Raw genomic sequence first — 15,364 nt, 5'->3', positions numbered from 1 at the left:
TCAAAAAGCTTTATCAGAAATGGTGAAGCTTTTTTTGTTATCTTTAAATTTCTAATTGCATTAAAATGAAGTATATCTTATTGTTGTTGTTTTCAGTTTCAGTTTTTGGTCAAGAAAAATTTAAAGTAGAATATGAAAGACGGAATTTTATTAATTTGAATGATCCGAATCCAGAATCGAAAAGATTAAGAGAGGAAATGTTTTCGAAACCAAAATATATTGCTCTTTCTGTCGATGCAAATCAATGTCTTTCACAAGAAATAGAACGAATTGATAATTCGCAAGGACCAAAATATTCGATGAAAGTTTTAGGTGGTTTTAAAGATTTGGAAAGCTTTTATGATTTCGATACGAATTCAAAAATAATCATGAGAGAAATGGATTCCAAATTGTATAATATCTCTGATTCCATTGCAACTTATAAATGGAGTATTACGCGAGAATCCAAAAAAATAAAAGGTTATGATGTACGAAAAGCAGTAGCTGTTGACGCTAATTTCAACATAGAAGCGTGGTATGTTCCTTCGATAAAATCAAAATGTGGACCAGATGAATACAATGGTTTGCCAGGATTATTATTAGAACTGAAGAAAACTTCTTTGAAAGATGAAAATCAGTATACAACTTATAAGTTAGAATCAATTTCGATTGACGATAAGCTGAAACTACAAAAACCAACGAAAGGAAAAGTAATTTCGACACCAGAATTTGATAAAATTGAGAAAGAATATTATCAAAAAATACAAGAAAATATCAACAAAAAAACAGGAGTTGATAAAGATGATTAACAAAAAAACGGCTCAATTTTGAGCCGTTTTTTTGTTATTTTGATTCAATAATCGTAAACTTACTTATTAAGAAATTCATCAATTTCAGTGTGGTTATTCAACCAATCTTTTGCCATTTCGAATGCAGATAAATTTTTGCTTAATTCTAGTGGGTGTTCCTTAAGTAATTTTAAAAATTGTTGATTAATCAAATCAATTGTGTAGCGTTCCGCTTGATTAAGCTGTTGTTTTTCTCGGTTTGATGCGTAATAATTATTTTCATTAATAAAATTGAAATAATCATTGACCAATTCCCAAAGTTCAGGAATTCCTTTTCCGATTAATCCAGAACCGATAATTGATTTTCTTTTCCATTGAGAAGATTTGGTTGGTAAAAATTGCAATGAACGAACAATATCCAATTTTGCATCTTTCACTAATTTTTCTTGAAACGAATCTGATTTATTGACAAAAATTAAATCAGCCATTTCCATAATTCCTCGTTTTATTCCTTGTAAATCATCTCCAGAACCCGGAAGTTGAAGAAATAAGAAGAGATCTGAAATTTCATTTACTAAGGTTTCAGATTGTCCAACACCGACAGTTTCAATCAAAATATTTTCAAACCCTGCTGCTTCGCATAATAAAATTGCTTCATATGTACGTGAGGTAACACCACCTAAAGAACCGTTAGAAGCGCTTGGACGTATATAAGCATTCTCTTCTCGCGATAAGTCCTCCATGCGTGTTTTGTCGCCTAAAATACTTCCTTTTGAAAGGGAACTACTTGGATCAATTGCTAAAATCGCTACTTTTTCACCTTTACTTAGAATATATTTCCCCAAAGATTCGATAAAAGTACTTTTACCAACACCGGGAATTCCTGTAATGGCAATTCTTTTTGAAGTTTTGGAAACAGGTAATAAACTAATGATATGTTGCGCTAATTTCAAATCGTCTAAACGATTGCTTTCGGCTAGTGTAATAGCTCTTGATAAGGCAAAACGATCGCCTTCTTTTATTTTTTGAGCAAGTATTTCGGGGTCAATTTTTCGCATAAGACACAATCTTAGATTAAAGATAAAGTCTTAATTAAGAATAAAAAAATACAATCGAAATTTGTGAAGTTGTTTTATATTGCTCTTGTATTAATTGGTGTAAAAAATAAAATGAATATAAATGATTATCTATTTAAAATTCATTTGTATAAACTTTATTAATTCGTAATTAGGATTTTTTTTGTTCCTCTTTAATTCTTTTTACAAAAGCAGAAGGAGATTCGTTCATGATTTGAGTAAAAGTTGTGGTAAATGTGCTATGAGAAGCAAATCCGCAATCACTTGCTAAATAACTTACTTTCGTATTAATGTATTTTGGCTCATTTTGAAGGCGATTCACAATGTAATTTACTCTCAACTCATTTAAATAGGAATTAAATTGTTTTTGACGATGAGTTTTAATGATTTCGGAAAGGTATTTTGTATTCGTTTCAAATTGTTTTGATAATGAAGCAAGGTTAATATCTTTCTTAGTAAAGCCTTTATTCTTCTCAAATAACTCTAATTTTCGAAGTAAGTCATTCTCGGTTTTAGATGAAATGCTAAGGTTATTCGTTGGTTTTTCTTCAATCATAACCTCTGTTGGTGGAGTTGGAGAAATGATTTTATTTGTAACCTCTTCTTTGATTGGTTCAGAAGGAATTTCTTTAATCTCTTTTACAGAACTTATTTCTTCGACAGAAATCTCAGTTGATTGTTTAGTTTTTTTGGAAACAAAGTAAATAATTAATCCTAAGATAATTATCGCTGAAATTAATAATAAAATGATTAACCAAGTTTCCATTTTTTGTAAAATTTATATTCCGAATTAATAAAATAAAACCAATTGATAATCATTAAAATAATTGATTTTCAATGATTATACTATTGTAAAAATACTCCGAAATTTTGAAATAAAAAAGGCTAACTTTTAAGAGTTAGCCCTTTTTTGAAATTCATCTTTGCTTGGAGAACAACCACAGCCTTTTGAGCATCCATCTCCTTTTGAACTAAATGAGCTTCTAATTAATTTTACAACATACCAAACTGCAAATCCGAAAAGGAAAGCGATAAAAATATATTGTATCCAAATATTGTCCATACTATTATTTTAAAAAATGATATGCAATAAATGCAACTACATATGCCAAACCTGTCATAAACCCTGTCTGAATCAATGTCCATATCCAAGAATTTGTTTCGCGTTTTACGATTGCAATTGTGCTCATGCATTGCATTGCGAATGCATAAAATAACAACAACGAAACTCCTGTAGCAAGATTATATGCTGGTTCTCCTGTATTTTGGTTAATCTCATTTTTCATACGATGAAGTAAACGATCTTTTTGACCATTGTCCTCTACATCAACTTCTCCTAAACTGTAAACCGTTGACATTGTTCCGACAAAAACTTCACGCGCAGCGAATGACGAAATCAAACCAATTCCCATCTTCCAATCGTATCCTAATGGCTCTACAACTGGCTCTATAACTGACCCTAATCTACCCAAATAAGAATGTTCTAATTTATAAGAAGCAATTTCATTTGCTAAATCTTCTTCATTCATTTTTGGATGATGAGCAGTTACAATTTCTTCTGCATTTCTGAATTGTTCTCCAGGTCCGAAAGTTCCTAAAACCCAAAGAATAATCGAAATTGCAAATATGATTTTACCCGCATCAACTAAAAATCCTAACGTTTTTTCCCAAACATTAATTCCAACATTTTTCCAATCAGGAAGTTTGTATGTTGGCATTTCTAAAATTAGGTAACTTTTATGTTTTGCTTTAATGATTAAATTCAATAAAATAGCACTTCCCAATGCGCCTAAAACACCTAAAATGTACATCACAAATAACGCCAAAGCTTGGTAACTTAATCCAAAAATATGTTCGTCGGGAATTACTAAAGCAATTAAAACGATGTAAATTGGTAAACGAGCCGAACACGTCATAAAAGGCGTTACAAGTATCGTTAATAGACGCTCTTTGTCATTTTCGATATTACGTGCAGACATGATTGCAGGAACGGCACAGGCAACTCCAGAAATTAACGGAACGACACTTTTTCCGCTTAATCCAAATGGTTTTAACCATCTGTCCATTAAATAAACCACGCGGCTCATGTAGCCCGTTTCTTCCATTATTGAAATGAATAAAAACAAAATGGCAATTTGCGGAACGAAAACGGCAATCCCTTCTATACCTGGGATTATTGCACCTCCAATGATTTCGTTGATAGGTCCTTCAGGTATTAAACTAATTGCTTTTTCGTCAATCCAACCAAATAAATCTTCGACCATTGTCATTAATGGTGCAGACCACGCATAAACAGCTTGAAAGATTAATAATAAAATTCCTAAAAAGATGATGTATCCAAAAACTGGATGAATCAATGTTTTATCAATTTTATCGGTTAAGGTTTCATTTCCGTCAAAATTATACGAAATAATATCGTTTAATTTTTCCTCTAAAATTTTATTTCGATCTAAGGCTTCTTTGACTTGTAATCGTTTCGAAACAATAGAATTTTCTTTTTTAATTGTATCTAATTTACTTAGATTTTCTTTCGATTCGAACGGAACTTCTTTCTGTGAAAGATATTGCCAAGCTAAATAATCAGATTTAAGATTAAATTCATTCTTGATTTTTTCTACAATAGAAAGATACTCTTTCGGAATTTCGTAATGACGATTATATGGAGTTGCCTCTTTTGTAAAAGCTTCTACTAATTCATCAATTCCTTCGCTTGTACGCGCGTTTGTTAAGTATATTTTTGTTTGAAGAAAATCTTCTAACTTTTTCAAATCAATATTTAATCCCTTGCTTTTGATTTCATCTTTCATATTGATGACAAAAATCGCAGGAACGTCTAAATCTCGAACTTGTTGGTACAACAAAATCGATCGTTTTAGATTAGATGGTTCACCAACAACAATCGCCAAATTTGGGTAATGGTTATTGGTTTTGTCTCCTAAAGTTTTGAAAACAATTTCTTCATCCAAAGAGCTTGGATAAATTGTATACGTTCCGGGAAAATCTGTAATTTGGAATTTATTTCCATTTCGTTCTATTTTACCTTCGCGTTTTTCTACCGTCACACCTGGATAATTCCCAACTTTTTGACGAAGATTTGTTAATTTATTAAATAACGAAGTTTTACCAACATTTGGGTTACCAATTAAGGCAATTTTATAATGATTCATTATTTTTTTGTTATCAAAATTTTATCGGCTTCGTTTCTTCTTAAAGCTAAAACAGACTTGTTAGAGATGATACTAATGCAAATAGGACCACCAAACGGAGCCTTATTTTTTACCAATAAACTTGTTCCAGGAATAAAGCCCATTTCATAAAACTTTGCAGGAATATCTTCGGTACTAAACCCTGTTACAACTGCTTGTTCGCCAATTTTTAAATCTTTTAAAGAATAATTTTCAATCATTTCTACCAATCTATCTATGAATTATCTCAAAGGCAAAGATACTTATTTTTAATTAATCCAAATAGAAGATATGTCATAGTTTTTTTATCTTTCTAATTAAATTTCAATGAATTCAAGTATCTAAATTCAAAATTTTGATTATCTTTGCACTCAATTTTCATTTATAAACATTAATTTATGTACGCAATTGTAGAGATAGCAGGGCTTCAATACAAAGTTGAAAAAGACCAACAATTGTTTGTAAACCGTTTAGCTGGTGAAGCAGGTGACGAAGTAAAATTCGACCGTGTTTTATTAACAGATAACGGAGCAATCACTGTCGGCGCCCCAGTTATAGACGGAGTTACCGTAGTAGCTAAAATCGTTGAACACGTGAAAGGAGACAAAGTAATCGTTTTCAAAAAGAAAAGAAGAAAAGGTTACCAAAAGTCTAACGGTCATCGTCAACAATTCACTAAAATTGAAGTAGCTTCAATCGGTTAAGATTGAGCTGAGATTAATTATTAACTCTTAAAAACAAAACGAAATGGCACATAAGAAAGGGGTCGGAAGTTCGAAAAATGGTCGTGAATCACATTCGAAACGTTTAGGTGTTAAAATTTTTGGTGGACAAGCAGCAATCGCTGGTAACATTATTGTTCGTCAAAGAGGTACTCAACATCATCCTGGTGATAATGTAGGAATCGGTAAAGATCACACATTATTCGCTTTAATTGACGGAAAAGTAGTTTTCACTAAAAAACGTAACGATAGATCTTACGTTTCAGTTGAACCATTATCTTAATTGATAATTCGACAGCGAAAATGCTAACAATATAAAAGCTCGAACTTATTGGTTCGAGCTTTTTTTGTTTTTATAGTTTTTTAATACAGCAACAAGTATAAAAATAATGACACCAATAATTAAAGTTGGAAACCAAAAAACTAGACATATTTCAGAAATTTTCACAGAGAACTTACTGAAATTTCCTCTTGCTGTAAACATACTCATTGCATAAATAAACATTATGAATGATAATGATATCAAAACAATTCCTGTTGAGAATAACGTATTTTTTATTGAAAATTTTCTAGACATAATTTAAAAAATAAACTAAAATACAACTTATTTCAACTAAAAAAGCACTCAATTCCTTGAATGCTTTTGATTTTATATTTGATGAGAAACTGAAATAAATTCAGTCTAAAACTACTTCTTCGTCTTCTGTTTCAATTCCCCAACCTTGTGCAGTTAATGGAACCATTTGCTCACTTCCACGAGTAATCAAATAGTTTTCTTCGTTTTTACCAGTTACATGACCAATTACCGTTAAATGTGGATTTCCTTTGATTTTTTCAAAATCTTTTTGATCAATTGTAAACAATAATTCGTAATCTTCTCCACCGCTTAAAGCACATGTGATTGGATTGATTTTGAATTCTTCGGCTGTGCGAATAACAACAGAATCTAACGGGATTTTTTCTTCGTATATATTAATTCCAACACCACTTTCTTTTGAGAGATGAATAATTTCAGAAGATAATCCGTCCGAAATATCAATCATAGAAGTTGGTTTAACTTTCAACTCTTTCAAAAGATTGATAATATCCAAACGCGCTTCAGGTTTTAATTGACGTTCAATTAAATATGAATAATTTTCGAAATCTGGTTGATTATTAGGATTCACTTTTGAAACTTGCGCTTCGCGTTCCAAAACTTGCAAACCAAGAAAAGAAGCACCTAAATCTCCAGAAAGAACAACCAAATCATTTTCCTTCGCACCATTTCTATAAGTCAAATCTTTTTCTGGAGCCGAGCCAATTGCAGTCATACTCAAAACAAGTCCGCTAACAGAAGAAGTTGTATCGCCTCCCACAATATCGATATTGTATTTATCGCAAGCGTATTTCATTCCGTTGTAAATTTCGTCCACAGCTTCTATCGTAAAACGATTCGAAATTGCCATCGAAATCAACAATTGTTTTGGAATAGCATTCATCGCCAAAATATCACTAATTGCCGTCACAACCGCTTTGTACCCCAAGTGACGTAAAGGCATATACGACCAGCTAAAATTTACGCCTTCTACTAACATATCAGTAGAAACCACAATTTTCTCTTTTTTATAATCAAGAACAGCCGCATCGTCACCAATTCCTTTGATAGAACTTTCTAATTTGATTGGAAAACCTTCTTTGATTTGGTTAATTAAACCAAATTCTCCAATTTCGGCTAAACTTGTTTTTGAAACGTTTTTATCTTCTAACATGATTTTATTTTTGAGTAAAGATTGAAGGATCTATATTTTCTGAACGAAAAGGTAAATTGATAATGTCCTGTTTCGACATTGTTTTGACGGTTTGTCCTTCAAATGATTTTTTAATATTTTCTAACATTTCTGTTGGTGGTGCTTGCATTTTTCTTTTCGACATCGAAAACCAAACACCTGTCAATTCAGAATGGCAAAGATGTACACCATCTTGGTTATATAAATTATGAATAAATTGATAAATCATTCCATCTTCCGACATTCCACCAATTTCTACCGAAATATAAATTTCTTCACCTTCCATTGCTTCCTTAAAAAAAGAAAATTGTTCGTGCAAAATAGCTGGTCCAATTCCATATTCCTCCAAATTTTTCATCGAAATGCCATAATCTCTCAAAAAAGCAATACGTGCAAAACTTGTAAAATTCATATACGAAGCGTTCGCTAAATGGCGATTAGCATCCAAATCTGACCATCGAATAATGGTTTTTTGAAAATATTTATTATTCATGAATTGAAAAATTATTTAAGGTACAAAGTTACGGATTACTATTTATACGAAAATGATAATATTTTTAATCATCGTAAATAATAAAAAACAATAAGATTTAACATCAAATTAAAATATAGATATTTAATAATTTGTATCTTTAAAAAGCTATTAAACAGACAGATTATGAAAAAAATATTATTTCCAACAGATTTTTCAGAAACAGCAAATAATGCGTTTTTGTATGCGTTAAATTTAGCCGAAAATCAAAATGCAGAATTATATGTTTTGCATGCTTTTCAGTATCCAATGGTAAGTGGAGGAATCGATGCTGGTATTTTGCAAGATGTTTATAATACAATTGAATTAAATAATTTCGAGAATTTAAAAGATCATATTCCGTTCTTGAGAAAAATGGCTGAGGATAATGGTTTTGCAAATGTTGATTTGAAATTTTTCGTAAAAGAAGGAATGCTTTCGTTTGTATTGCCAACATTTATCGAAGATGAAAAAGTGGATTTTGTAGTAATGGGAACGACTGGAAATACAGGATTTGATAAAGTCCTTTTTGGTTCGAATACGATGAATGCAATAAAACATCTTAAAATTCCGGTATTGAGCGTGCCAAATGGTTACGAATTCAAAGGAATAAATAATATTGGATTTACGACAATTTTCCAAGATAAAGACCGCAAAGCCTTAGATTATTTAACCGAAATTGCTTATCGCTATAAAGCAAAAGTGCATTGCTTACACGTTTCGAAAGATGGAAATTACGATATTCCGACGCTTAATCATTGGAAAGAATATTATAAAGATGAACCTGTAGATTTTTTTATTTATACTGCGGATGAATCTGTAGATGCAGTTTTGGAATTTATTAAAGAAGAAAAAATTGATTTGTTGACAGTAGTTAGCCGTAACAAAGGCTTCTTCGAGAAATTATTTTCACCAAGTTTTACAAAGAAAATTTTGACACAACACAACGTGCCTTTGTTTGTTTTCCACGAATAAGATAATTTATACTGAATATACAAAAAGCTTAATCTGTAGAAATAGATTGAGCTTTTTTCGTGTTGAAATAAAATTATTCGTAACTTTTGAGTACAAAACACGAAAAGATGAAAAAAATATTGTTCCCGACAGATTTCTCAGAAACAGCTAATAACGCCTTTTTATATGCACTAAATCTTGCAAAAAGTATCGATGCACAAGTTTATGTGTTGCATGTTTACGAATTGCCAATGATTACAGGAAGTTTGAGTGCTGGATTGATTCAGAATGTATATGAAACGGTAGAATTAGGAAGTTTTGACAACTTCAAAGATAATATTCCGCAATTAAGACAAATAGCTGTTGAAAATGATTTGAATGAAATTCCAATCAAATTTATCTTAGAAGAAGGAAATTTCTTATATATTTTACGTGAAATTATTGGAGAAGAAAGCGTTGATTTTGTAGTGATGGGAACAGACGGAAATTCAGGAATAGAAAAAATGCTTTTCGGTTCGAATACGATAAATGCGATTACGTCGATGAAAGTTCCAATTCTTAGTATTCCGCATGGAATGTCTTTCAAAGGGTTTAAAAATATTGGTTTTACTACTGTTTTTGATCAAAAAGATAAAGATGCGTTGAAATATTTGATTGAAATTGCTAATCGTCATCATGCAAAAATTCATTGTATGCACGTTTCGAAAGACGGAAAGTTTAATGAACAAGCGATGAAAGATTGGCAAGATCAGTTTGCTGGAGATCCAATTGTATTCGAAGTTTATCATGATGCAGATCCTGTAAATGCAGTGTTGGATTTCATTAAGGAAAAACAAATAGATTTGTTGACGGTTGTAAGCCGCAATAAAGGGTTTTTTGATAAGATTTTTTCACCAGGATTTACAAAGAAAATTGCAAATAAAAATATTACACCTTTGTTCGTTTTTCATGAACAAAAAGTTTAGAAGGAGATGTGAAAACATTTCCTTTTTTTATCAAAAATTCTGTTAAAAATAAAACTTTACCTTTGTCTCGTGAAAAGAATAGCCATAGTAGGAGGTGGTGCCGCAGGATATTTTGTTGCTGCAAACCTTGGAAAAACTGTAGGACAACAAACTATATTGTTTGAACAAGCAAATTTACCGCTTCAAAAAGTACGCATTTCGGGCGGAGGAAGATGTAATGTTACGCATGCATGTTTTGATCCGCTTGATTTGGTCGAGTTTTATCCGCGTGGAAGAAAGGAATTATTAAGTGTTTTTTACACGTTTCAACCGGGTGATACAATGGCTTGGTTTGATGAGCGCGGAGTAGAATTGAAAATAGAAGACGATAACCGTATTTTTCCAGTTAGCGATTCTTCACTTTCGATTATAGAGGCTTTGACAAAAGCGGTTGATAAAAATAAAGTTCAGCTTAATTTCTCAGACGGTGTGCAAGAAATTAATAAAGTTGATGGTGGTTATGAATTGATAACAAAATCAGGAAAACATTTTTTCGAAACGGTGATTGTGACAACAGGAAGTACGCCTAAATTTTGGAAAAGTTTGAAAAATATAGGTTTGAAAATCGTTCAACCAGTTCCTTCTTTATTCACGTTTAATTGCAAAGATCCTCGAATTGAAGGATTGATGGGAATTTCTTTCGATAATGCTGAAGTCAAAATCAATCAACAAAAATTAGAAGAAGAAGGTCCGTTACTAATTACGCATTGGGGATTTAGTGGACCAGCGATTTTGAGATTATCAGCTTGGGGTGCTTTAAAATTGAATGAAAGCAATTATAAATTCGAAACTGAAATCAATTTTGTAAATCAATCTAAAGACGAAATCATTTCATTTTTGAATGATAAAAAACAAGTTGATGCTAAGAAAAATGTGCATAAAAATAATCCATTCGATTTTCCGAAGCGTTTTTGGTTTAGTATTCTGAGCTATTGTAATGTAGATGAAAACAAGGTTTATGCAGATTTATCGAAAAAACACATCGAAGCAATTGCAAGAGAATTGACGCAAGGAAAATACCAAATTAATGGAAAAAGTACGTTCAAAGATGAGTTTGTAACGGCAGGCGGTGTCGATTTGAAAGAAATTGATTTTCATTCGATGCAAGCAAAAAAAATCCCACAATTGTTTATGGCTGGAGAGGTTTTAAATATTGATGCTATAACAGGTGGATTCAATTTTCAGGCGTGTTGGTCTGAAGGTTATATTATATCTGAAAAAATCAAAGAAATTTATCAATAGTGTATATTTTACACGAATGTTATTCTGGCTGAAAGCCTTAAGAATAAAGATTTTTTCAAAATTTATTATGTTAACATAACATTATTATAAAATTATGTTATTTTTGTTTAAAGGAATTATTAAAAACGAACAAAAAATATGAAGAAAATTTTCTTAACCTTAGCATTAATCGGCTTATCTTCTTCTGCATTTGCAGGTGGATACCGAGTTGCTTTACAAGGAGTTCGCCAAGCAGCATTGGGGGGAACTTCTGCAACACAAACTCACGATGCGAGTGTTGCGTTTTATAATCCTGCAGGTTTAGCTTTTGTTGATAGTAAATTGAGTATTGCTGTCGGAGGTTTTGGTGTAAAAACTGACGTAAAATGGCAAGATCCAATGACGTTACAAAAAGCAGAAACAGATAATAAATTAGGAACACCAATGTATTTGGCAGTTAGTTACAAGCCTGTAGATGATTTAGCAATTGGATTGAGTGTTACGACACCTTTTGGTAGTTCGGTTACGTGGCCAGAAGATTGGCAAAACAAAGCAAATATTACACATATTGACTTGAAAGCATTCAATATTCAGCCAACGGTTGCATATCGTTTTTCTGATTGGTTTAGTTTGGGTGTAGGTTTCATTTATACACACGGAACAGCTAAATTAGAGAAAGTACAAACAGTTGCTGGAAATGATATTAAACTTAAATTAGAGGATAAAGATGCTCATGGTTTAGGATTTAATGTTGGAGCAATGTTCAAGCCAACAGATAAATTTGGAGTTGGAATTGCGTACCGTTCTAATGTAGATATTTCTGCAAACAAAGGTGATGTTACATGGTCGAATGTTCCTTCTGGAATTGCATCTAATGTGCCTTTTAATACAGATAAATGGAATACAACTTTACCATTACCATCAGAGTTTACATTTGGAATGTCTTACAAAGTTTTACCACAATTAGAACTTTTTGGAGATGTAGTTTGGCAAAACTGGACACGTTATAAAAGTTTAGATATCAATTTATATAATGATGCTTCTAATACTTTCTACACATCATCTTCTACGAAAAACTGGAAAGACAATACATTATTCCGTTTTGGAGCAGAGTATACTTTCAGCGAGATGATTGTTGGACGTGTTGGTTATTATCATGATAAATCACCAGTTCCATCAGCTTATTGGTCATCAGAAACACCAAGTTCTAACTTGAATTCAGTTTCAGCTGGATTAGGATTTAGATTTGAGTCAGGTTTTCATGTTGATTTATTTGGATCATATGTAAAAGGAGATGAGAGACACATTAATAATATCGAACAAAACTTCTCTGGAGATGTTAAAATGCGTGCAATCAACTTTGGTTTAGGATTAACGTACAACCTTAAATAAGACTACAAAATGAAACATTTAAATAAAATAGTATTAGTTGCATTAGCTGCTACGATGTTTAGTTGTGATGACGACTTTAAGCATCCAATAGAAGATATTCAAATATCTGCAGGAGAAGCTAATTTTCAAAAATATATCGCATTAGGAAACTCATTAACTTCTGGTTATAGAGATAATGCATTGTACAAATCTGGACAAGAAAATTCTTACCCAAACATGTTAGCTGGATTGATGAAAGCTGCAGGAGGAGGAGAATTTAAAATTCCATATATGTCAAATGATACAGGTGGATTTACTGATTTACCAGGTTTTCCAGGTAAATTGAATTTACAAATTGTAAATGGAGCTTTAACACCAGTTCCAAGTGCTGCGGGTGGGGCTTTAGATATCTTAGCAGATAAAGGAAAGTTTCAAAATATGGGAGTTCCAGGTGCTAAGTCTTATCATTTAGTTGCGCCAGGTTATGGAAATCCAGCAGGCTTAAAAACTGATCCAGCAACAGCGAATCCTTATTTTGTACGTTTTGCAAGTGGTGCGACAACTTCTGTAGTTGCAGATGCAGTTGCTCAAAAGCCAACATTTTTCTCTTATTGGATTGGGAACAATGATGTATTAGGTTATGCAACATCTGGAGGAGTTGGAGTAGATCATAATGAAACAAATAATGTTGATCCAAGAACTTATGGAAGTAATGATATTTCTAATGTAAATGTGGTAAAATCTACAATTAATGATGGATTAAAAGCATTAACAGCGGTAGGAGCAAAAGGAGTTATCGCAAATATTCCTTCTGTAACATCTATTCCATATTTTACAACGGTTCCATACGCACCATTATCGCCTGCAAACCCAAGTTTTGCATCAATGATTGATGAATTGAATGCAACTTATGCAGGATTAAATCAAGTATTTGATGCGGTTGGAGCTTCAGAAAGAAAAATCTTTTTTTCTAAGAATGCTGCAAGTGCTGTAGTAATTAAAGATAAAGATTTAGCAGATTTATCAGCTACAATCACTGCTGCACTTACTCCTAAAATTGGAGCTGCAAAAGCAACTTTATTTGGGATGATTTATGGTCAAGCTCGTCAAGCAACAGCGAAAGATTTATTGGTTTTAACTTCTTCTTCTGTAATTGGAAAAGTTGATACAAATCAAGTTGCAGCGTTAATGAAATTAGGATTAACTCAAGAAGAAGCTGGTAAATTAGCAGTAGTAGGTGTTAGTTATCCAATGACAGATAATTATGTATTAACAGCAAAAGAAACTGCGAAAGCAGAAGCAGCTGTAATTAAATACAATGCAGCAATTGCTGAATTAGCAACTGCTTATAATTTAGCTTTAGTTGATACATATTCTGAAATGAAAAAATTAAGTTCTCAATCAGGAATTAAATATTACGGACAAACATATACAACAACTTTCGTTTCTGGTGGAGCGTTCTCATTAGATGGAGTTCACTTAACAGGAACTGGATATGCAATTGTCGCAAATATGTTTGCTGATGCAATCAATAAAAAATATCATTCAACTTTAAGACATGTTTACCCAGGGAATTATCCAGGTATTGCAATTCCTTAATTGGATGTTTAGATAATAAAAAATCCGCTCATCGAGCGGATTTTTTTATTTGATTATTTTTTTAGAAATAATTATTTCAATTCTTCATTTCGCATAAATTCTTCTGCTTTTTCGACCATATTTTTCGATCCACAAAAGAAAGGAATGCGCTGGTGTAATTCTGTAGGTTCAATATCCATAATGCGTTGGAAACCGTCAGAAGCTTTTCCTCCAGCTTGTTCTGCAATAAAAGCCATTGGATTACATTCGTACAATAAACGTAATTTTCCGTTCGGATTATTTGTTCCAGAAGGATAAATATAAATTCCTCCTTTCAACATGTTTCGGTGAAAATCTGAACATAAAGAACCGATGTAACGAGAAGTGTACGGACGATCTTCTTCATCTGCCTGACAGTATTTGATGTAATTTTTAACTCCTTGAGGGAATTTCACGTAATTACCTTCGTTAACTGAATAAATGTGTCCATCTTCTGGAATACACATATTTGGATGAGACAAATAAAACGTTCCAATTCCTGGGTTCAAGGTAAATCCATTTACACCATTTCCTGTTGTGTAAACTAACATTGTAGATGTTCCATAAATTACATATCCTGCAGCAACTTGCTTGTTACCTGGTTGTAAAAAATCTTCTTTTGTAACAGGTGTTCCAGGTTCAGAAACACGGTGGTAGATAGAGAAAATTGTTCCAACAGAAACATTTACGTCGATGTTTGATGAACCATCAAGTGGATCAATCAACACAACATATTTACTGTTTTTTGAATTTATTGAAGGTTGAATTGCAATAAAATCTTCGTTTTCTTCCGAAGCAATACCACAAACAACTTCGCGTTGCGATAACGTTTCAATAAACGTATCGTTTGCGAAAACATCTAATTTTTGTTGTTTTTCTCCTTGGACATTTTCATTTCCGAATTCGCCTAAAATATTTACAAGTCCTGCTTTGTTTACTTTATAATTAACAACTTTTGTCGCTAATTTAATAGAACTCAGTAATCTAGATAATTCTCCAGATGAGTAAATAAAATCTGCTTGATTTTCTATGATAAACTCTCCAAGAGTTTGATGAGAATTAGTATTCATAATTATGTTTTGCTGGTCAAATATCGGAATAATAACTCAATTTTATATCATTTCAAACGTTTGAAATTAATCTAAATACGTGAAAATCATTATTCAAATT

The 15,364-nt window shown here is 32.0% G+C and carries 15 protein-coding genes; 8 read left to right on the top strand and 7 right to left on the bottom strand.

The genetic code is table 11. From position 1 onward, the window contains the following. Positions 1-65 precede the first annotated feature (65 nt). Positions 66-788, top strand: coding sequence for a GLPGLI family protein (locus tag N5D46_RS03900; RefSeq protein WP_125349935.1), 723 nt, complete (start codon positions 66-68; stop codon positions 786-788). 59 nt (positions 789-847) lie between these two features. On the opposite strand, the gene meaB is transcribed toward N5D46_RS03900, so the two are convergent. The 4 genes from meaB to N5D46_RS03880 all read right to left on the bottom strand — a co-directional run bounded on the left by meaB (position 848) and on the right by N5D46_RS03880 (position 5,249). Further along, the gene (meaB, locus tag N5D46_RS03895) at positions 848-1,825 is read right to left on the bottom strand and encodes a methylmalonyl Co-A mutase-associated GTPase MeaB (protein WP_125349934.1); all 978 of its coding nucleotides are present in this window, start codon (positions 1,823-1,825) and stop codon (positions 848-850) included. 169 nt (positions 1,826-1,994) lie between these two features. Next, positions 1,995-2,609: a helix-turn-helix domain-containing protein gene (locus N5D46_RS03890; RefSeq protein WP_280049231.1), complete on the bottom strand. Its 615-nt coding sequence runs from the start codon at positions 2,607-2,609 to the stop codon at positions 1,995-1,997. A gap of 301 nt (positions 2,610-2,910) precedes the next feature. Beyond that, complete coding sequence (gene feoB, locus N5D46_RS03885; protein ID WP_280049230.1) at positions 2,911-5,010, bottom strand: ferrous iron transport protein B; 2,100 nt, start codon at positions 5,008-5,010, stop codon at positions 2,911-2,913. Continuing rightward, positions 5,010-5,249, bottom strand: a complete 240-nt coding sequence (locus N5D46_RS03880) for a FeoA family protein (RefSeq protein ID WP_114998322.1) — start codon at positions 5,247-5,249, stop codon at positions 5,010-5,012. Before N5D46_RS03880 ends, feoB begins: the two co-directional genes overlap by 1 nt. A gap of 177 nt (positions 5,250-5,426) precedes the next feature. Between N5D46_RS03880 and rplU the strand changes: the two genes are divergently transcribed. Continuing rightward, complete coding sequence (gene rplU / locus N5D46_RS03875; protein ID WP_019975660.1) at positions 5,427-5,732, top strand: 50S ribosomal protein L21; 306 nt, start codon at positions 5,427-5,429, stop codon at positions 5,730-5,732. 43 nt (positions 5,733-5,775) lie between these two features. Next, positions 5,776-6,033 carry a 50S ribosomal protein L27 gene (gene rpmA, locus N5D46_RS03870; protein WP_038334883.1) on the top strand — a complete coding sequence of 86 codons (258 nt, stop codon included), beginning with the start codon at positions 5,776-5,778 and terminating at the stop codon, positions 6,031-6,033. A 394-nt stretch (positions 6,034-6,427) separates the two neighbouring features. Here the strand turns inward: rpmA and thiL are convergent, their stop codons facing one another. Both thiL and N5D46_RS03860 read right to left on the bottom strand, forming a co-directional pair. Next, entirely contained in the window at positions 6,428-7,498 is a 1,071-nt protein-coding gene (gene thiL / locus N5D46_RS03865; RefSeq protein ID WP_280049229.1) for a thiamine-phosphate kinase, read from the bottom strand. Between the two features lie 4 nt (positions 7,499-7,502). After that, positions 7,503-8,009 carry an acyl-CoA thioesterase gene (locus N5D46_RS03860; RefSeq protein WP_114998316.1) on the bottom strand — a complete coding sequence of 169 codons (507 nt, stop codon included), beginning with the start codon at positions 8,007-8,009 and terminating at the stop codon, positions 7,503-7,505. Between the two features lie 165 nt (positions 8,010-8,174). On the opposite strand from N5D46_RS03860, the gene N5D46_RS03855 reads away from it, so the two are divergent. The 5 genes from N5D46_RS03855 (at position 8,175) to N5D46_RS03835 (ending at position 14,176) form a co-directional block, all read left to right on the top strand. Then, positions 8,175-9,002, top strand: coding sequence for a universal stress protein (locus N5D46_RS03855; protein ID WP_114998314.1), 828 nt, complete (start codon positions 8,175-8,177; stop codon positions 9,000-9,002). 107 nt (positions 9,003-9,109) lie between these two features. Next, a complete protein-coding gene (locus tag N5D46_RS03850; protein WP_125349926.1) occupies positions 9,110-9,946 on the top strand; it encodes a universal stress protein in 837 nt (278 codons plus the stop codon). A 69-nt stretch (positions 9,947-10,015) separates the two neighbouring features. Next, positions 10,016-11,227 (top strand): NAD(P)/FAD-dependent oxidoreductase, encoded by a 1,212-nt coding sequence (locus N5D46_RS03845; RefSeq protein WP_125349925.1) that lies wholly within the window; start codon positions 10,016-10,018, stop codon positions 11,225-11,227. Between the two features lie 138 nt (positions 11,228-11,365). Further along, positions 11,366-12,598 (top strand): outer membrane protein transport protein, encoded by a 1,233-nt coding sequence (locus tag N5D46_RS03840; protein WP_280049228.1) that lies wholly within the window; start codon positions 11,366-11,368, stop codon positions 12,596-12,598. A 9-nt stretch (positions 12,599-12,607) separates the two neighbouring features. Beyond that, the gene (locus N5D46_RS03835) at positions 12,608-14,176 is read left to right on the top strand and encodes a G-D-S-L family lipolytic protein (protein ID WP_280049227.1); all 1,569 of its coding nucleotides are present in this window, start codon (positions 12,608-12,610) and stop codon (positions 14,174-14,176) included. 71 nt (positions 14,177-14,247) lie between these two features. Here N5D46_RS03835 and fbp read toward each other — a convergent pair whose 3' ends face one another. Further along, positions 14,248-15,264: a class 1 fructose-bisphosphatase gene (fbp, locus tag N5D46_RS03830; RefSeq protein ID WP_038334934.1), complete on the bottom strand. Its 1,017-nt coding sequence runs from the start codon at positions 15,262-15,264 to the stop codon at positions 14,248-14,250. Positions 15,265-15,364: the final 100 nt, after the last annotated feature.

It is taken from the genome of Empedobacter sp. GD03865 (assembly GCF_029840775.1).
Taxonomy (GTDB): domain Bacteria; phylum Bacteroidota; class Bacteroidia; order Flavobacteriales; family Weeksellaceae; genus Empedobacter; species Empedobacter falsenii_B.
Note: the sequence above shows the minus strand (reverse complement) of the source record. Positions and strands in the feature narration are given on the sequence as shown.